This is a genomic window from Duganella paludis, assembly GCF_054461335.1.
The window spans coordinates 5,862,022-5,880,201 of sequence record NZ_CM136922.1 but is presented as its reverse complement, the minus strand read 5'-3'; the positions used below and the strand labels follow the sequence as shown (position 1 = coordinate 5,880,201).

Below are 18,180 nucleotides of genomic sequence, written 5' to 3'. Positions count from 1 at the left end.
ACAGAACGCACGCGTTTGTTCACTTCGCCGCGAGTTTTTTCACCACAGCCTGGGGCGCGCGCAGGACATTGCCGTCGTGGTCGAGCGGCTGCATGGCCGCCACGCGCCGGCCGCTGGCCTTTTCAACCAGCGTCGAATGCGCCTCGCCGGGAGCGAACAAGTGACGCTCGCCCCATTGGCGCAGGGCGACGATGGCGGGAAACAGGCTCTCGCCTTTCGGCGTCAGCACGTATTCCTGGTAGGCGCTGCCGTCGGAAGCCGGTTGGACCGCGAGCAAGCCTTCTGCGACCAATGCCGCCAGGCGGTCGGACAGGATGTTGCGCGCCACGCCGAGGTTGCGCTGAAAGTCGCCAAAGCGGCGGATGCCGTCCAACGCGTCGCGCACGATCAGCATGGACCAGCGGTCGCCCACCAGATCGACGGCGCGGGCGACGGGACAGGAATCGTCCTGCAGGGATTTTCGTTTGACCATGGTTGCATTTTAAAACTGGTTTACGGTACGCTGCAAGTAGTTTTAATTTGCAACCAGATCAAGGAGTTTTCCATGTCAACCATGTCGCGTTCCCTGGTGGCGCTGTTTGCCTGCGCCAGCGGGCTGAGTGTCGCCAATGTCTACTACGCCCAACCCCTGCTGGACGCGCTGGCCGCCGATTTCGGCATCGGCCGCGCGGCGGTGGGCGGCGTGGTCACCGTCACCCAGGTCGGCAGCGTGCTGGCGCTGTTGTTGCTGGTGCCCTTGGGCGACCGGCTGCCGCGACGGCGCCTGCTGCTGGCGCAACTGGCGGCGCTGGTGCTGGCCCTGTTGGCGGTCTGCATGGCGTCGGGCACGGCGCCGTTGATGGCCGCGATGCTGGCGGTCGGCATGTTCGGGACCGCCATGACGCAAGGCATGATCGCCAGTGCCGCCAGCGCCGCCGGTCCGCACGAGCGCGGCCGGGTGGTCGGCGCGGCGCAAGGCGGCGTGGTGGCCGGCTTGCTGCTGGCGCGGGTATTTGCCGGCCTGGTGGCCGACCTCGCCGGCTGGCGCGCAGTGTACGGCGCGGCGGCCCTGCTCATGCTGGCGCTCGGCGCGCTGCTGTGGCGCTCCCTGCCGTCGGCGGCACCGCCGCACACCGCTGCGCGGGCGTCATCGGCCGCCGCGCCGGCACAATCTGCGGCCGCCGCGCCGTTGTCCTGGCTGGGCCTGCTGGGCTCAACCTTCACACTGCTGCACCGTGACCGCGTGCTGCAGGTGCGCGGCGTGATCGCGCTGCTGATGTTCGCCGCCTTCAACGTCTTCTGGAGCACGCTGGCCTTGATGCTGAGCGCACCGCCCTACCGCTACTCGCACACGCAGATCGGCGCTTTCGGCCTGGTCGGCCTGGCCGGCGCGCTGGCGGCGGCGCGCGCTGGCCGCTGGGCGGACCAAGGCCGGGCGCAGCGCGCCAGCGGCCTGGCGCTGAGCGTGATGCTGCTGTGCTGGCTGCCGCTGGCATGGGCGCCCGTATCGCTGGCCGCGCTGGTGCTAGGCATCCTGGCGCTGGACCTGGGCGTGCAAGCCCTGCATGTCACCAACCAAAGCCTGATCCTGCAAGGCGACGCCCACGCCCACAGCCGCCTGATCGGCGCCTACATGATGTTCTACGCGCTCGGCAGCGGCGGCGGCGCGCTGGCCGCCACCGCCGTCTACGCACAGGCCGGCTGGCACGGCGCCTGCCTGCTGGGCGCCGGCCTTAGCCTGGCCGCGCTGTTGTTCTGGTTTTTCACAAAGTGGCCTGTCCGGATTGCAAAATTGGCCGGACCAATCTAGAATGGCCTGACCAAATAAACGTTTAACAACAACGAGACAAGAAACCGTGATCTCCCCTAAAGTCCTGCTCGCGGCCGCTGCCGCCACGCTGTTCGCCCTTCCCACCCACGCCGAAGGTCCGTACCGCAATCCCGACAACAAAAGCGTCTACGACGCCGGCGAAGGCACGTACACCGTGCCCTACAAAAAGCCGACCGTGGCCGAGATCACGTCCGCGCTGGACCGCATTCGCGGCTACATGGAAGCGACCACGCCGACCAGGGTGGTGCACAAGGACAGCGGCGTGCAGATCACCGACTTCAGCAAGCCGGTGGCCGACGCCGTGGTCGAGCCGAGCAGCGCCGAATGGGGCCTCCAGGTCTATGAAATGGGCGTGGTGCACGACGGCCTGCTGAAGAGCGCCGCCGTCACCGGCGACAAGAAATACACGGCCATGATCGAGCGCCACTTCCAGTTCATGCACGACAAGCTGCCCTACTTCAAGGCGCAGGAAGACCAGTTCAAGCTGAAACGCGCCAACAGCTTCGCCCGTTTCATCGAGCCGCGCTCGCTGGACGATGCCGGTTCCATGTGCGCCGCCCTGATCCGCGCGCGTTTCGCCAAGGTCGGGCCGGACATGAGCCAATTCATCGACATCTGCAGCAACTGGGTCTACAAGAAACAGTTCCGCCTGAAGGACGGCACGCTGGCGCGCGAACGTCCGCAGGCGGTGTCGCTGTGGGCCGACGACATGTACATGGGCGTGCCGGCGCTGGCCGAAATGGGCCACCTGACCGGCAAGCGCGAGTACTATGACGACGCCGTCAAGAACGTGCTGCAGATGACCGGCTATATGTTCAATCCGCAGCTCAGCCTGTACACCCACGGCTGGAACGCCAACAACCCGGACGCGCCGCGCTTCTACTGGGGCCGCGCCAACGGCTGGGCCGTGCTGACCATGAGCGACCTGCTGGACGTGCTGCCGAAAGACCATCCCGGCTATCCGAAAGTGTTGGCGCAACTGCGCGTGGCGCTGCGCGGCATCGCCGAACAGCAATCGGGCACCGGCCTGTGGCACCAGATGCTGGACCGTCACGATTCCTACCTGGAGACCTCGGCCAGCGCCATCTTCACCTATGTGATCGCGCACGCCGTCAACGAAGGCTGGGTCAGCCCGGCGACCTACGGCTCGATCGCGCAGGCCGGCTGGGTCGGCCTGTCGACCCGCATCAACGCGCGCGGCCAGGTGGAAGGCACGTGCGTCGGCACCACCTTCGCCAGCGACCACATCTACTACTACAACCGCCCGACCAGCGTCGACGCGCTGCACGGCTACGGCCCGGCGCTACTGGCCGGCGCCGAGATGATCAAGCTGCTCAACAATCCGAAGATCGACATCCAGGTCAAGCTGCGCACCTACCACTACGTGCCGAAGGAAGCCGGCGCCACCAACTACAGCCATGAATAAGAGGAACACCGCCATGCGTATCCGCCTGTTGCCCCTGGCCGCCTTGCTGGCCGGCGGCGCCCTGCACGCCGCCGAGCTAGCGCGCATCACCGTCACCCACGACCTCAACCTGGCGCGGCCGTCGGAAACCATCGCCATCCCGTGGAGCGAGATCAACCGCGCGCTGCCGGGCGCGCTGATCCAGAAGATCACGGTCAAGGACAGCCGTGGCAATGTGCTGCCCTACCAGGTCAGCAACGTCAAGCCGCAGGCCAAGGATCCGCAGGGCGTCGGCATCGCCTATGGCGAACTGTACTTCCAGCACAGCTTTGCCGCCGGTGAACAACAGGCCAGCTTCACGGTCGAGAAATCCGAGACCGTCACGCCACCGTTCGCCGCCAAGACCTTCGGCCGCTACATTCCGGAGCGGCTGGACGACTTCGCGTGGGAAAACGACCACGTCGCGCACCGCACCTACGGCCCGGCGCTCGGCGCGCCGGACACGGCGGGTATCGGCAAGGAAGTGCTGGTGACCAGCGGCCTCGACATCTGGTTCAAGCGCGTCGCCTATCCGGTGGTCGACCGCTGGTACAACAAGGGCCACGACCACTACCACCACGACGAAGGTGAAGGCATGGACCTATACAACGTCGGCAAGTCGCGCGGCGCCGGCGGCACCGGCGTGTGGGACGGCAAGCAGCTCTACGTCGGCCGCAACTACGCCAGCTGGAAAGTGCTGGCCAACGGCCCGATCCGCACCGTCTTCGAACTGAACTACGACAGCTGGGACGCCGCCGGCGCCAAGGTCAGCGAAGTCAAGCGCTTCACGGTCGACGCCGGGCAAGACTTCGACACCATGGACAGCACCTTCACCTTCAGCGGCCCAGCGCAGCTGACGGTGGCGGTGGGCCTGAACAAAAAGCCGTCCGACAAGAAACAGGATGAAAAAGTCACGGTCGGCCGCGACGGCGTGACGCTGACGCAATGGGTCACGCAGGCGAGCAACGGCGCTTTCGGCACGGCCGTCGTGCTGCCGACGGCCAGCGGCACGGCGGAAGACTCGCTGAACGAGCTGATCGTCGCGCCGGTGGAATCGGGCAAGCCGCTGCGCTATTACCTCGGCGCCGCGTGGGACCGTGCAGGCCACGTCAAAACCCCGGCCGAATGGCAGGAGAAAGTCAAACTGGTCGCCGCCCGCGCCGCCCACCCGCTGAAAGCCACCGTCAGCACCGACTGACCCCGAATTTGGCTTGTTTGTCAACGCGTGTGCGCCTGCGCGCACACCGCGCTGTATTCCATAGACAGTGGACCAAGTATTCCGTATGCTTCCAAACGCAATTCCCATTGCTATTGGGCATGGGAGCCTTTTAAACGGTCCTCTGTGCGCACTTTTTTCTCTACTTTTGCTGGACGCACCACGGCGGCGGCCTTGACCCTGGCGCCGCTGCTGGCGTGGGCTGCGCCCAGTCCCTGGCAAAAGCTGGCGCCCACCATGTTCGAGCACTTGGTGCCGGCCGAACGCGGCTTCCCCAATCCCATCACCATGAACATCGCGCAGGACGGCGACGGCTTCATGTGGTTCGCCACCCAGTCCGGCCTCGGCCGCTGGGACGGCTACCGCATGCGCAATTTCTTCTTCAGCGCCGATGATCCCCATTCCCTGCCCGGCGATTTCGTTCAGACCCTGCACGTCGACCGCCAGGGCCGCCTGTGGCTCGGCACCACTACCGGCGGCGTCGCCATGTACGACAAGCTGACCGAACGCTTCGTGCGCTATCCGGCCGGGCCGAAAGGCCTGAGCAGCCCCGCCATCGTCGCCCTGGCCAGCGACGCGCAGGGCGGCATCTGGGTAGGCACCGCCGCCGGCCTCGATTACATCGATACCGCGCGCCAGGGCGCGGTGCGCCATTTCCCGCGCGCCGCCAGCGCCGCCGGCGGCGCCAGCGCCAACCATATCCGCGCGCTGGTGACCGACGCCGCCGGCGACCTGTGGATCGGCTCCAACGCCGGCCTGGCCCGGCGCGACGCCCGCAGCGGCCAGGTCGAGGATCTGCCGATCGCCAACGGCGCCGGCGACGCCGTGCTGTCGCTGGGCACCAACCGCGCCGGCGAGGTGGTGTTCGGCACCCTCAAAAGCGGCATCGGCGTGGCCCGCGCCGGCGACGGCGCGCGCCTGCTCGGCATCGACCAGGTGCCGGACGCCGGCAACGCCATGGTGTTGTCGCTGACCGAAACCATGCCCGGCACCTGGTGGGCCGCGACCTACGGCGGCGGCCTGATCGAGTTCGACACCAACGGCCACGGCCGCCGCATCGTGCACCGCCCGGCCATGCCGATCAGCCTGGCGCACGACCGCGTGGCCGCCGTCTGGCGCGACCGCAGCGGCCTGGTGTGGGTGGCCAACGAACGCGGCGTCGACATCCACAATCCGGCCAACCGCACCGTCGACACCATCCTCGACGGCGTCGGCCTGCAGGAAATCTCGGCCTTCGCCTTCATGAACGACGCCGGCGGCCGCCTGTGGGTGGCGCTCGGCGACCAAGGCATCGATCTGATCGAGCCGGACGGGCGCCGCAGCGCCGGCCTGCGGCCCGATCCCGACCATCCCGACACCGCCCTGCCCAAGCGCCTGATCCTCGGCATGGCCGAGGCCGAACCGCAGGAGGCCTGGATCGCCACCGCGCTCGGCCTGTACCACACCAGCGGGAAAGGCACCCGCGCCACCCGCGTGCCATTGCCGGTGGGCGACCCGTATCCGCGCATCGGCAGCATCGTGCGCCAGGGCGACACGCTGTGGCTGGCCGTGCCGGCCGGCTTGATGCGCTACGACCTGCGCCAACGCAGCGCCCAGGTGCTGAGCCAGGGCGGCGCCGCCAGCGGCGGACTGAGCGACAGCCGCATCACCGCCATGCGCGCCGGGCCCGACGGCGCGCTGTGGGTCGGCACCCGCAACGGCCTGAACCGCGTTGACCCGGCCAGCGGCAAGGCCGAGCAGTTCGCACCGGGCCCGACACCCGCCAACTCGCTGCCGCGCAGCTTCATCACCAGCCTGGCCTTCGATGGCCAGGGCCGGCTGTGGGTAGGCAGTATCGGCGACGGCATCGCCATTCTTGAAGGCCGCGCGGCCGACGGCACGCCGCAATTCCGCCGCGTTGGCGTCGGCAACGGCCTGCCCAACAACACCGCCACCGCCCTGCACCCCGACCAGCGCGGCCGCATGTGGGCCTCCAGTTCCGACGGCATCGCCGCGATCGATACCAGCACGCTGCAGGTGCAGGTGCTCGACCGCGCCGCCGGCCTGGTGTTCCAGCCCTACATCGTCGGCGCGGTCGGCATGACGGCGCAATCGGAGGTCGTGTTCGGCACCTCGGGCGGCTATGTGGTGGTGCGGCCGGAACCGCCGCAACCATGGCGCTATCAGCCGCCGCTGGTGGTCAGCGCCGTGCACCTGGACCGCGACACGGTGCTGGCGGCGCCGCTGCTGGTCCCGGGCGGCGCGGCGCTGGCGATCCCGCCCGGCACCCGCAAGGTCGAGGTGGAGGTGGCGTCGCTGGACTTTTCCGCCAGCCAGCGCAACCGCTACGCCTTCCGCCTGGAAGGCTACGACAAGGAATGGATCGAGGCCGACGCCAGCCGCCGCGCCGCCACCTACGCCAACGTGCCGCCCGGCCGCTACCGCCTGGCCATGCGCGGCAGCAACCGCGACGGCGCCTGGAGCCCGCACGAGCTGAGCATGGAGCTGCACTTCCTGCCGGCCTGGTACCAGACCTGGTGGGCCCGCCTGGGCGCCACGCTGGGCGTGCTGGCCCTGGCGTGGGGCGTGTACCGCTGGCGCGTGCGCAACCTGCAGCAGCAGGTGTACTCGCGCACGCTGCACCTGGAGCGCGTGCACGCCATCGTCAAGTCGATCAACGACGAACTCGATTTCGATGCCCTGCTGCACACCATCCTGCGCGAATCGAGCGCCATCGGCGAGGTCGGCGTGGCCTATGCGCTGACCTGCGAGGCGCCCGGCGACACGCTGGAGATCCGCGCCAGCTGGGGCCACGACGCGCTGCCGTCGGCCTGCGCCGGCATGTCGCTGGCGGCGGCGCACGCGCAGTTCGTCGACGGCGCCAGCATCATCGCGCCCGACATGTTCCTCAAGCACAGCACCATGCTGGCGGTGCGCATCCGGGTCGAGCAGCAGGTACAGGGCTATCTGGTGTTCAAGCAGGACACGCCGTTCGCGCGCAAGGACCTCGACATGTTCCGCGCGCTTAAGGAGCCCTTCGTGTCGGCCTTCCAGAAGGCCAGCGCGATCCGCGCCATCCAGCAGGCGCGCGCCGACGCCGAAGCCTCGACCCGCGCCAAGAGCGAGTTCCTGGCCAATATCAGTCACGAGATCCGCACGCCGATGAACGCCATCCTCGGCTTCGCCGGCCTCGGCACGCACCTGGATTTGCCGGCCAAGCCGCGCGACTATTTCACCAAGATCGGCCGCGCCGGCCAGAACCTGCTGAGCATCATCGACGACGTCCTCGACTTCGCCAAGATCGAGTCCGGCAAGCTGGAGCTGGAAGCCCTGCCCTTCGACCTGGCCGATACGCTGACCCAGATCGCCGACCTGTTCTCGTGGCACGCCGCCGAAAAAGGCCTGGAACTGCTGGCCTGGGCCGCGCCCGAGGTGCCGCTGCGCCTGGTCGGCGACCCGCTGCGCCTGAACCAGGTGCTGGTCAACCTGGTCGGCAACGCCCTGAAATTCACGGCCGGCGGCCACATCGGCCTGCGCGTGGAGCTGCTGGAGGCGGCCGCTGATCAAGCGGAGACGGCGGTGCGGCTGCGCTTCATGGTCGACGACACCGGCGTCGGCATCAGCGAAGAGCAGCAGGCCCGCCTGTTCCGCGCCTTCTCACAGGCCGACACCAGCACCACGCGCCTGTACGGCGGCACCGGCCTCGGCCTGGCCATCTCGCAGCAGCTGGTGCAGGCCATGGGCGGCGTGATCGGCATCGAGAGCCAGCCGGGGCTGGGCAGCCGCTTCCATTTCGACCTGACGCTGCAGCGCCAGCAAGGCGCGCTGCCGGCGCCGGCGCCGCTGCCCGCAGAGGCGGCCGGCAAGCGCCTGCTGGTGGTGACGGCCAACCCCATGCTGCGCGACATGCTGGAACGCCAGCTGCGCAGCGACGGCTTCGCCGTGCACGGCGTCGACAGCGGCGCGGCGGCGGTCGAACACTTGCTGCGGGCAGGCGACGGCCAGGGCGCCGCTGACGGTGCAGCTCAGGGCCCCGCTCAGGGCGCTGACCTCGTGCTGCTGGACTGGGACCTGCCCGGCGTCAACGGCGCCGGCGCCGCGCAGCTGCTGCACGCCGAACTGGCGTCGGCCCAGGCGCCGGTGCCGCCGCTGGTGATGATGATGACCGAGTTCGCGCGCGAACCGGCGGCGCAGGCGGTCGGCCTGGCCGGCGTCGCCGCCGTGCTGGTCAAGCCATTGCAGGCGCAGCAGCTACTAGAGGCGGTGCTGGTCGGCCTGGGACTGGCCCTGCCGGCGCGGCCGGCCGGCGCAGCCTCGAACGCGCCGTCGGAGATGGCGCAACGCATCGCCGGCGCGCGCGTGCTAGTGGTCGACGACAATGTGATCAACCAGCAGGTGGCGCGCGAAGTGCTGCTGCGCGCCGGCGTGATGGTGGAGCTGGCCGACAGCGGCGCGGCGGCGGTGCGGATGGTCGACCAGCACAACTTCGATGCGGTGCTGATGGATATCCAGATGCCGGGCATGGACGGCTACCAGGCCTCGGCCCACATCCGCAGCAAGCCGCAGCACGCGCAACTGCCGCTGATCGCCATGACCGCGCACGCGGTGGCCGGCTTCCGCGAAAGCAGCCTGTCCATGGGCATGAACGATTATGTGACCAAGCCGATCGAGCCGGAACGCCTGTTCGCGGTGCTGGCCAGCCAGATCCGGCGCCCGCCGGAACGCGTGCCGCCGGCCGCCGCCGCCCCCGCGTCAGAGGCGGCGGACGCTGCCGACGCCACCGTCCATCCGCCGTCCCTGCCGGGCATCGACATGGCGACAGTGCTGGCGCGGCTCGGCGGCAACCGCAAGCTGCTGGCCACGCTGCTGGAGCGCTTCGTGATGGAGTTCCAGGCCAGCCCGCAGCAGTTGCTCGATGCGATGGAACAAGGCGCTTACGAGCAGGCCGCGCTGCTGGTGCACAAGGTGCGCGGCGCGGCCGGCAACCTGTCCATGCACGAGCTGCACCACGCCGCGAGCGAGCTGGAGCAAATGCTGCTGTCGCCGCGCCGCGTGCATTGCGAGGACGCGCTGGCCGCCTTCGGCGCCGCCCTGGAAGCCGTGCTCGACGGCGGGCAGGCGGGCAGCAATACCGCCGGTCAGATCGCTTCGGTCTCGCCGTAACGCAATTCCACCATGCTGCGCTCGCCCTTGCTGGCCGGGCCGCAGCCGCACATCGCCACCACCGCGTGCCGCAGGTGGTCCAACCCCAGCGTCTTCTCGATATCGGCGTCGTTGATGGCGGCGGTGACGAAGGCCGGCAGCCCCGCCTCGGCCGCCAGCAGGTAGAAGGTCTGCGATAGGTGGCCGGCGTCCAGCGCCAGCGCGCGGTAGGCCTTCTGGTGATTGCGGTACTTCCAGAAACTGCGCTCCATGCGCGCCACCATCACCACCTGCAGCGGCGCGGTCGCCAGCCAGTGCTGGTCGGCCAGCATGTAGCGCGCCAGCGCGCCGGCCGCCTCGGCGTCGAGCTCGCGCAGCGGACGCAGCTCGTGCGCGATCGGGTGATAGTGGTACAGGCCGGGCGCCACGCCGTCCACGCGCTGCACCAGCACGTAGGCTTCGATCGGGTGCAGGCCGCCGCCGGAAGGACTGGTTTTCTTCAACACCGATGAATGCGGGCCGACCTTGCGCACCTCCTGCGCGCCGAAGGTGCGCTGCAGCAGACGTGCCGCCACATCCAGCGGCACGCTGGCCTGCAGATCGAAATTGCGGCCCGTGTAGCGCTGCAGCAGTTGCTCATCCATGCGCCCCCCGGCGACGGCGGGCAGCTTGATCGCCGCCTCGGGCGCGAGGTCCAGGGTCGGCGGCGGCGGCTCGCCGTAACGGTCTAGCAAGGCCTGGAAGCTGGGCGCCTCCATGCCGGTCTCGCCGGTCACGCCACGCCAGCGGCCGAAGGTGTGGGCCAGGGCCGACAGCGGGCGCCAATGGGTGTTGCGCAAGGTGTCGTCGCGTTCGCGCTGGGCGGCGTACTGCGGCGTGTCGCCGATCAGCAGGCCCAGTGCCAGCAGCCCGGCGATGAGTTCTTCGCCGAAACGCCGCTCGGCGTCGGCGCGCTCGCTCCAGACGGTTTGGCCGATGGCGCCGAGCGCGGCCACCTGCTCCGCGCTGACATCCAGTTCCACGTCCAGATGCGGCGCCAGCGCCACCCAATGCGTGCTGGCGGCCAGAGCGTTGCCTCCGGACAACACACTTTTCCAATCGATAGCCAGTGCTTCACGGGACTCCAGATACAGTACGGCGCAACGGCGTAGCTTCATCTTTTCCTCCAGGCTTAGCGGTGCTTCGAGTCTAGCTTATCGTTAGCAAGTAAGCAATGAAGTTCTTGGCATTCAACGGTGTTCGGCGTAGGATGGATTGGGGCACAGCCGTGTCCCTTAATCCTTTATAGGGCTAACTAAATCATGCAAACTATCAACGAACTCAGCTCCGTCCTCGATAAACTGGCTAGCGATGACAAGTTTCGCGCGCAGCTCCTGAACGATCCCATCGCCACCCTCGCCGGCCTCGGGATCACCCTGTCGCCGCAAGACTTGCCGGAAGAGCTCAGCCTGCCATCAAAGGCCGAGATCGCCGGTGACCGCAGCGAACTGATGAAACAGCTGGAAAGCACCGGCACCATGGTGCCGTTCCTGCTGTCCGGCATGCTGACCCACGCTTGATCACCTTCTAGTCGATCGTGACCGCCAGCTCGCGGTTACGGTCGGCTGCGTTGCCGGCGTAGTCCTCGGCCGTAATGCGCAGGATGTAATTCCCCGGTCCTAACTCCCCCACTTTCCAAGCCCCCGGCGTCATTTTGCCGTTGATCAGCCGGTTGTTGATGGCGTAGGCAAAGCGCGTTTCGCGCGCGCCGTGCACGGTAATGCCGCTGTCGGGCGCATACGCCAGCTTGACCGCCTCGCGATTGCGCGGCAGGCGGTCGTATTGCTGCGTGATGACGGGCTCGGTCATGCCCGGTATGGTGTCGCCCTGCTGGTTCAGCAGCTGATAGCCGAGCCGGTATAGGCCGAGACGGCGGCGCTGCTGATTGCCGTTGATCTGATCGCTGGCATCGACCACGATCTGCGCCTCGCCCAGGCTGCGCGGGATGAGCAGGCGGCCGTCGCGCTTCTCCGTCAAAGGCTTGCCCTTGCCGTCCACCACACTGATGCGGTTGATCTGCGGCGCAATCGTGTCTTCCAGATCGATGAACGGCAGCAGCAAGGGATTCACCGGGCCGCCATTGGGCTTGTAGTCGAGATGGACGTGCGCCATGCGGTTGATGGTGCCCAGGGTGTCCCCCGCCACGAAGCGCGTGCCGCGCTTGACCCGCACCGCCTGCGCCGCGCCCTTGTCGTTTTTGGAGACCAGGAAGCGCGCATCGAGAGCCTGGTCCTTGCCGTCGCGGCCGACGCGCATGTGCACGTATTGCAGACCGCCCAGCGCCAGGCCTTCCGACAATTCGCCATAGCCCCAGCCGGCGCGCGGGTCGCTGACCTTGGCCGCGCTAATGGCCTGCACCGGCGTGCCGATCGCGCCCTGCACGTCGAGGCCGGTGTGGAAATGGTCGCGGCTTTCGCCATCGAAATTGCCGCGCACCTCGCCCATCAGCCCCACCACTTCATGCGGCTTGTTCTGCGGCTTGACCGGCCATTGCATGGTCGCGCTGCGCGCCGGCAGGCCGGGCCAGGGTTCGTCCGGCTGCGGCGTTTCGTCGGCGCCGACCATGGCGATGTGATGCAGGCGGAAGGTAGCGCCATCGGTGACGAACAGCGAGCCGTCGCCCGCCAGCGCGATGCCGCGCGGCGCGTACAGGCGCACGCCGCCGTCGGCGCCGTAGCCGGGCTGTGCCGGGTGATCGACGTCGCGCAGCGCCACCGCCTCACCGGCCGGGGTCAGCTGCGCCACGCGGCCGTGGGCGCTGCTGGCGAGGTATAGGAAGCCGTCGCCGGTGAGGGCGATGCCGACCGGGGACCGCAACAGCGAATCACGGTCGTCGTCCTTGGCGGCGGCGATGGTGGTGACATTGCCGTCCTTGCCCAGCTTGCGGATGGCGTGGTTGGCGGTGTCGGCGATATAGATGTCGCCGGCGGCGCTGACGGCCAGCCCGGTCGGCGTATCGAAGCGCGCCTGCGCGGCCGGGCCGTCGGCCATGCCGGCGCGCTTGCCGCCGGCGATGGTTGTCACCGTGCCGTCGCGCGTGATGCGGCGGATGCGGTCGTTATAAGTATCGGCCACGTAGAGCACGCCCTCGGCGTCGATCGCCACGCCGACCGGGCCGTTGAACTGGGCTGCGGCGCCCTTGCCGTCCTTGTCGCCCGCCAGGCCGTCACCGGCCAGCGTCGACACCACGCCGTCCGGCGTGATCTTGCGGATGGCGTTGTTGCCGGTGTCGGCCACGTACAGATTGCCGGCGCTGTCGATCGCCATGCCGGATGGCGTGTGGAAGGCCGCCGCGCCGCCCTTGCCTTCGGCATAGCCTTCGGTGCCGCCGGCCAGGGTGGAGCTGATGCCGGACAGGTCGATCTTGCGGATGTTGTTGTTGTCGCCGCCGTCGGCGACGTAGAGATTGCCTTGCCGGTCGAGCACCACGCCGAACGGGTCCGAGAAGCGGGTGCGCCGGCCGCCGCCATTGCCGCCGCCCGGCAGGCCGTCGCCGGCGATGGTGCTGACGCGCGCCGGCCAGCCCGAGGGCGTACCCTTGGCGGCGGAAGGCCGCGCCGCCTGCCCGCCGGCATCGTGTGTTGGTTGATGGACCAGCAGATAGGCGACACCGCCGCCGACCGCCGCGCCGCCCAGCGCCAGGGCGACCACGGCAATTTTGAATTGAGTTGGAGACACTTATCTGAACCTAAACGTTGATCTATAGAAAGCTTACCCGATCTTCGGCGTTTAGGCGAAAAAAAAGCCCGCTCAGAGAGCGGGCTGAAGTCTATTTCCTTGGAGGAGATAGAGGAGACAAGTGAAGTATGCTGCATCACAGCATATTAATCCAATTTATATTACCAATAGCGGCTATTCACAAAACCTATGACCTAGCCTACTTGCCGTCGGCCGCATACGGCAGCACGCGGGAAGCCATGCGGGTGTCGGTTTTCAGCAGGCTGACTTCGTCCGCGAGGATGTGCACGGCTTCGTTCAGCAGCACATCCTTGGCGGCCTTGGCCGCCTTTTCCGCTTCCAGCTCGGCCGCCAGCGAACGCTCGGCGCCCTGCAAGCCGTCGTCGCTGCGCAGCGCGCCCTTGACCCCCGCCACTTTCGGCGACGGCGCCGGCTTGCCGTTGGCTGGCTTGGCCGAGATCGCCTTATTCAGCGCATCTTTCGGATCCGGCACCAGGATAGGATCGTCGGCACCCGGCGTATTCGCCAGCAGACGCGCCTCGCGCAGCTTGGCGCGTGCTTCCTGCTGGTCGCGCTCCTTGCGGCGCACGGTTTCGTTCAGCGAGATCGAGTTTTCCTTGCGCTGCTTTTTCACCAGCGCGATATCCTCGGCCAGGTACTGGAAGTCCTTGTCCTTGGCGACGCGGGCCTCATGCTTTTTGTCGAGCAGCGGCACCACTTCCTTGACCTCGCCGGCCGGAATGTAGATGGCCGGCTTGATCTGGGTCCACGGCAAGGCGTTTTCGTAACTCGATTCGCCGAAGCTGTCGGAATCGCCCATGGTCGGCAACTTGATGTCCGGCGTGACGCCGCGCAGCTGCGTGGTGCCGCCGTTGATGCGGAAGAACTGCGCGATCGTGAACTTCAGCTCGCCGTAATGGACTTTCTCGCTCTGGGCAAAACGGTCCAGGCCGAACAGGGTCTGCACCGTGCCCTTGCCGAAGCTCGGTTCGCCGATGATGACGCCACGGCCGTAATCCTGGATCGCCGCCGCGAAGATCTCCGACGCCGAGGCCGAGCCACGGTTGATCAGCACGCCCATCGGACCGTCCCAGGACATGCCCGCATCAGTGTCGCTTTCCACTTCGACCTTGTTGTCGCCGCTGCGCTGCATCACCACCGGGCCTTTGTCGATGAACAGGCCGGTCAGTTCCACCGCCTCGGTCAGCGAGCCGCCGCCGTTGTTGCGCAGGTCGATCAGCACGTTGTCGACTTTATCTTTCTTCAGCTCGACCAGCAGGCGCTTGACGTCGCGGGTGGCGCTCTTGAAGTCCTTGTCGCCCTTGCGGCGCGCTTCGAAGTCCATGTAGAAGGTCGGCAGCGAGATCACGCCCACCCGGCGCTTGACGGCGCCATCCTTGACTTCGTAGATGGTTTTCTTGGCCGACTGCTCTTCCATGCTGATCTTCTGGCGCACCAGCGAGACGAAGTTGTGCTTGCCGTCCGGGCCGGCGTCGGCCGGGATGATTTCCAGCTTGACGGTCGAATCCTTGGGACCGCGGATCAGCGCCACCACGTCGTCCAGGCGCCAGCCCAGCACTTCGGTCAGCGGCGTTTTCTCGTCCTTGGCGACGGCGACGATCTTGTCGCCGACCTTGATCTTGCCGGACAGGCCGGCCGGGCTGCCGGGCACCACTTCGCGCACCACGGTGTAGTCGTCGCGCGATTGCAGCACGCAGCCGATGCCTTCCAGCGAGAGGCGCATGGCGATGTCGAAGTTCTCGGCGGCGCGCGGGCCCAGGTAGTTGGTGTGCGGCTCGATCGACATGGCGTAGGCGTTCATGAAGATCTGGAACACGTCTTCATTGGTCAGCTTGCGCGACGGGCTCAGGTAGCCCTCGTAGCGCTTGTCCAGCGTTTCGCGGATGGCCTTGTCTTCCTTGCCGGCCAGCTTCAGGCGCAGCCATTCATTTTTGACGCGCTTGCGCCACAGGTCCTTGACCTCGGTGTCGCTCTTGCCCCAGTCGGCTTTTTCGCGGTCGTACTGGTAGCTTTCGTCGGAGCTGAATTCGAACTTGCCGTTCTTGACCAGGTCGCGCGCATAAGCGATGCGCTCGTTGAAGCGCTGCTGGTAGAGATTGAAGATGGCAAACGGAACGCTGAGGTTCTCGCCGTTGATGGCGTCATCCAGGCGGGTGCGCACGATGGCGTACTGGTCGATGTCGGCTTGGGTGAAGAACATTTTTTCCCCGTCCAGCGACTTGAAGTAGCGGTCGAAGATTTTCTCGGACATGGCGTCGTCGAGCGGCGCCGGCTTGTAGTGCAGCTTGCCCAGCACGCGCGAGGCCCACAGCGCGGCCTGGGTTTGGCCGGGCTGGGGTTTGAGGATGGTGTCGGCCGTTTTCTCTGGCACGGCGGCGCCGGCCTGCACTGACAGGGCCGACAGGACGGCCACCAACAGTAATTGCTTCTTCATCGGCTTACTCCGAAACGTGTTAATCATCAGTTGCTTCATTCTACAGGATAGCGCAATGCGCACGGGACTGGTATTTCCGAGTTTCCCTGTCTAAGCTTAAGGGTAGCTGAAACGAAACATCCCTTCACATGGATTTACTCAGTAGGACTACTTACTTTTATACAACTTTCGGTACAAGTCATTGTTTTATAAATAGAAATCTTTTGAAAACCCGCTCTAATTAGTTGCCTTATAGCAAAATCGTGGTATCATTCTGGTCTTAGTTTCATCTTGACGGCCTGCACTCAAGTACGACGGCAGTGCCCACTTGCCTTGGCAGTGCTCCACCCTCGGAGCATGCTCGATATTGAGCGACCTCAACCGCAGTACCTTTATCTCTAAAAAAAATGCAAAAAATATTGAATCCCCGTAACTGGGGTGTCGGTAGCAAAATTACCGTTTTTACGTTCGGCCTGATTGCCGTCATCCTGGCACTTCTGCTGACCCTGATCAACCTGAGCACCTCGGCCATGCTGAAGGATCGCGCCAAGGCCAATGTCGCCAACACCCTGTCCGGCATCAGCAATACGGTGGAAGTGTTCAACACCGCCATGATGAACGAAGCGTCGAGTTTCGCACGCCTGTTTGCAGCGCAGTTCAGTAACGGCCAGTTCACGCTGGACCCGGCCACCACGGTCGAGATCGCCGGCAAGCCGACGCCGTCGCTGCTGTATGGCGGCAAGACGCTGAACATGGATTTCAGCATTCCCGACAAGTTCACCAGCGACACCGGTGTCGTGGTCACCATTTTCGCCGCCAATGGCGAAGAATTCGTGCGCGTCACCACATCGCTGAAAAAAGAAAACGGCGAGCGCGCCGTCGGCACCCAGCTCGACCACGCCCACCCGAGCTATCCGCTGCTGCGCGCCGGTAACAACTACATCGGCCTGGCCACGCTGTTCGGCAAGCAGTTCATCACCCAGTACGACCCGATCAAGGACAGCAGCGGCAAGGTCATCGGCGTGCTGTTCATCGGCCTCGACATCTCCAAGAACATGGCGATGCTGAAGGAAAAAATCAAGGCCATCAAGATCGGCGATACCGGCTACATCTACGTGGTGAACGCGGCGCCGGGCAAGAACCAGGGCGTGGAACTGGTGCACCCGACCAAGGAAGGCGAGAACGTGCTGGAGCTGAAGAGCAGCGACGGCCGCGCCTTCATCAAGGAAATGCTGGAAGCCAAATCCGGCGGCCTGAGCTACGACTGGGCCGACCAGGCAGGCGATGCGCCGCGCGAGAAGATGGTGGAGTTCCACACCTTCAAGCCATGGAACTGGCTGATCGTCGGCGGCACCTACACCGAGGAAATCACCCACGAGGCGGCGACGCTGCGCAACCGCTACGCGCTGCTGGGCCTGGTCGCATTGGTGCTGTTCGCCGGCGTGCTGTTCGTGCTGGTGCGCACCGTGGTGTCGCGTCCGCTGGCGCGCGCCACCGAGGCGGCCGAGCGCATCGCCAAGGGCGACCTGGACGTGCACCTGGAGATCGACAACAAGGATGAAATCGGCCTGGTGCTGCGTTCGCTGAACAATATCAGCGACAACCTGTCGGGCGTGGTGGGCCAGGTGCGCACCGGCGCCGAACAGATCACCACCGCCTCGTCGGAAATCGCCCAGGGCAACCTCGATTTATCAGGCCGCACGGAAGAACAGGCGTCCAGCCTGGAAGAAACCGCCGCCTCGATGGAGCAGCTGAGCAGCGCGGTCACGCAGAATGCGGAAAACGCATCTCAGGCCAACCAGATGGCGCTGGCCGCATCGGGCATCGCGGCCAAGGGTGGCGCGGTGGTGGCGCAGGTGGTCGAGACCATGGGTTCGATCAACCAATCGTCGCGCAAGATCGTCGATATCATCTCGGTGATCGACGGGATCGCCTTCCAGACCAACATCCTGGCGCTGAACGCCGCCGTGGAAGCGGCCCGCGCCGGCGAACAGGGACGCGGCTTTGCGGTGGTGGCGTCGGAAGTGCGCAACCTGGCGCAGCGCTCGGCCACGGCCGCCAAGGAGATAAAGGCGCTGATCGACGATTCGGTGAGCAAGGTCGAAGTCGGCAGCAAGCAGGTTGAGCAGGCCGGCACCACGATGCAGGAAGTGGTCGACAGCGTGCGCCGCGTGACCGATATCATGGCCGAGATCAGCCATGCCAGCGAAGAACAGCGCGCCGGCATCGGCCAGGTGCACGAGGCCATTACGCAGATGGACCAGGTGACGCAGCAGAATGCGGCGCTGGTGGAAGAAGCTGCGGCCGCCGCGCAGGCGCTGCAGGATCAGGCGCATGAACTGGAAGACGTGGTGCGCATCTTCAAGCTGGGCAGCCAGCCGGCGCAGAAGAAGCAGTATCTGGCGCTGAAGTAATTCCGATGTAGACTGGATCAGCCG

At 66.4% G+C, this 18,180-nt stretch carries 10 protein-coding genes; 6 read left to right on the top strand and 4 right to left on the bottom strand.

Features of this window, described 5'->3' with window-relative positions; genetic code table 11:
• Positions 1–19: 19 nt before the first annotated feature.
• The gene (locus tag ACXZ1M_RS26040) at positions 20–472 is read right to left on the bottom strand and encodes a winged helix-turn-helix transcriptional regulator (RefSeq protein WP_459050495.1); all 453 of its coding nucleotides are present in this window, start codon (positions 470–472) and stop codon (positions 20–22) included.
• An 81-nt stretch (positions 473–553) separates the two neighbouring features.
• Here ACXZ1M_RS26040 and ACXZ1M_RS26035 point away from each other — a divergent pair, with 81 nt between their 5' ends.
• From ACXZ1M_RS26035 to ACXZ1M_RS26020, 4 genes are all read left to right on the top strand, one after another.
• Complete coding sequence (locus ACXZ1M_RS26035) at positions 554–1,789, top strand: MFS transporter (RefSeq protein WP_459054075.1); 1,236 nt, start codon at positions 554–556, stop codon at positions 1,787–1,789.
• A 46-nt stretch (positions 1,790–1,835) separates the two neighbouring features.
• The gene (locus tag ACXZ1M_RS26030) at positions 1,836–3,236 is read left to right on the top strand and encodes a glycoside hydrolase family 88/105 protein (RefSeq protein ID WP_459050494.1); all 1,401 of its coding nucleotides are present in this window, start codon (positions 1,836–1,838) and stop codon (positions 3,234–3,236) included.
• Between the two features lie 13 nt (positions 3,237–3,249).
• Positions 3,250–4,452: a DUF4861 family protein gene (locus tag ACXZ1M_RS26025; protein ID WP_459050493.1), complete on the top strand. Its 1,203-nt coding sequence runs from the start codon at positions 3,250–3,252 to the stop codon at positions 4,450–4,452.
• A 144-nt stretch (positions 4,453–4,596) separates the two neighbouring features.
• Positions 4,597–9,612: a response regulator gene (locus ACXZ1M_RS26020; protein ID WP_459050492.1), complete on the top strand. Its 5,016-nt coding sequence runs from the start codon at positions 4,597–4,599 to the stop codon at positions 9,610–9,612.
• Here ACXZ1M_RS26020 and ACXZ1M_RS26015 read toward each other — a convergent pair.
• Positions 9,588–10,748 (bottom strand): putative peptide maturation dehydrogenase, encoded by a 1,161-nt coding sequence (locus ACXZ1M_RS26015; protein WP_459050491.1) that lies wholly within the window; start codon positions 10,746–10,748, stop codon positions 9,588–9,590. The genes ACXZ1M_RS26020 and ACXZ1M_RS26015 overlap by 25 nt on opposite strands.
• 144 nt (positions 10,749–10,892) lie before the next feature.
• On the opposite strand from ACXZ1M_RS26015, the gene ACXZ1M_RS26010 reads away from it, so the two are divergent.
• Positions 10,893–11,150 (top strand): NHLP-related RiPP peptide, encoded by a 258-nt coding sequence (locus tag ACXZ1M_RS26010; protein ID WP_459050490.1) that lies wholly within the window; start codon positions 10,893–10,895, stop codon positions 11,148–11,150.
• Positions 11,151–11,157: 7 nt separating this feature from the next.
• Here the strand turns inward: ACXZ1M_RS26010 and ACXZ1M_RS26005 are convergent, their stop codons facing one another.
• Both ACXZ1M_RS26005 and ACXZ1M_RS26000 read right to left on the bottom strand, forming a co-directional pair.
• Positions 11,158–13,308, bottom strand: coding sequence for an NHL repeat-containing protein (locus tag ACXZ1M_RS26005; protein ID WP_459050489.1), 2,151 nt, complete (start codon positions 13,306–13,308; stop codon positions 11,158–11,160).
• A gap of 199 nt (positions 13,309–13,507) precedes the next feature.
• The gene (locus tag ACXZ1M_RS26000; RefSeq protein ID WP_459050488.1) at positions 13,508–15,763 is read right to left on the bottom strand and encodes a carboxy terminal-processing peptidase; all 2,256 of its coding nucleotides are present in this window, start codon (positions 15,761–15,763) and stop codon (positions 13,508–13,510) included.
• Between the two features lie 386 nt (positions 15,764–16,149).
• Here ACXZ1M_RS26000 and ACXZ1M_RS25995 point away from each other — a divergent pair, with 386 nt between their 5' ends.
• Positions 16,150–18,156 carry a methyl-accepting chemotaxis protein gene (locus tag ACXZ1M_RS25995; RefSeq protein ID WP_459050487.1) on the top strand — a complete coding sequence of 669 codons (2,007 nt, stop codon included), beginning with the start codon at positions 16,150–16,152 and terminating at the stop codon, positions 18,154–18,156.
• The last annotated feature ends 24 nt before the right edge of the window (positions 18,157–18,180 follow it).

What these genes read in the sequence shown, in the direction of transcription:
- ACXZ1M_RS26040 (WP_459050495.1), bottom strand. Translation starts at nt 472, where the DNA reads ATGGTCAAACGAAAATCCCTGCAGGACGATTCCTGTCCCGTCGCCCGC.
- ACXZ1M_RS26035 (WP_459054075.1), top strand. Translation starts at nt 554, where the DNA reads ATGTCGCGTTCCCTGGTGGCGCTGTTTGCCTGCGCCAGCGGGCTGAGT.
- ACXZ1M_RS26025 (WP_459050493.1), top strand. Translation starts at nt 3,250, where the DNA reads ATGCGTATCCGCCTGTTGCCCCTGGCCGCCTTGCTGGCCGGCGGCGCC.
- ACXZ1M_RS26015 (WP_459050491.1), bottom strand. Translation starts at nt 10,748, where the DNA reads ATGAAGCTACGCCGTTGCGCCGTACTGTATCTGGAGTCCCGTGAAGCA.
- ACXZ1M_RS26010 (WP_459050490.1), top strand. Translation starts at nt 10,893, where the DNA reads ATGCAAACTATCAACGAACTCAGCTCCGTCCTCGATAAACTGGCTAGC.
- ACXZ1M_RS26000 (WP_459050488.1), bottom strand. Translation starts at nt 15,763, where the DNA reads ATGAAGAAGCAATTACTGTTGGTGGCCGTCCTGTCGGCCCTGTCAGTG.
- ACXZ1M_RS25995 (WP_459050487.1), top strand. Translation starts at nt 16,150, where the DNA reads ATGCAAAAAATATTGAATCCCCGTAACTGGGGTGTCGGTAGCAAAATT.